We start from the raw sequence: 239 nt of genomic DNA, 5'->3' as shown, positions 1-239 counted from the left end.
CACCAGCGCGTGGTCGGCGCCCTTGGCACGCAGCGCCTCCACACGCGTGCGCCCGCGCTGCACCTGCGCCGGGTACGCCGCGTCGCCCTGCGCCTGCTGCAGGTAGGCGGCGGACATGAAATTGGCGAAACCTTCGTTGAGCCAGAAGTGCTCCCAGCCGATGCACGACACCCGGTTGCCCCACCACTGGTGGGCGGCTTCGTGGGCGATCAGGGCGACCTGGTCCGGGTCGTCCAGCA

1 protein-coding gene is annotated in these 239 nt (G+C 70.7%); it reads right to left on the bottom strand.

What is annotated here, in order from left to right; all coding sequences use genetic code 11:
• On the bottom strand, positions 1-239 hold a 239-nt coding region (locus ACQG3P_RS22975), incomplete at both ends, for a M1 family aminopeptidase (RefSeq protein ID WP_426806338.1).

Origin of the sequence: Stenotrophomonas sp. SrG (genome assembly GCF_050031795.1) — a bacterium.
GTDB lineage: Bacteria > Pseudomonadota > Gammaproteobacteria > Xanthomonadales > Xanthomonadaceae > Stenotrophomonas > Stenotrophomonas rhizophila_A.
This window is presented reverse-complemented; position numbering and strand designations above follow the sequence as displayed.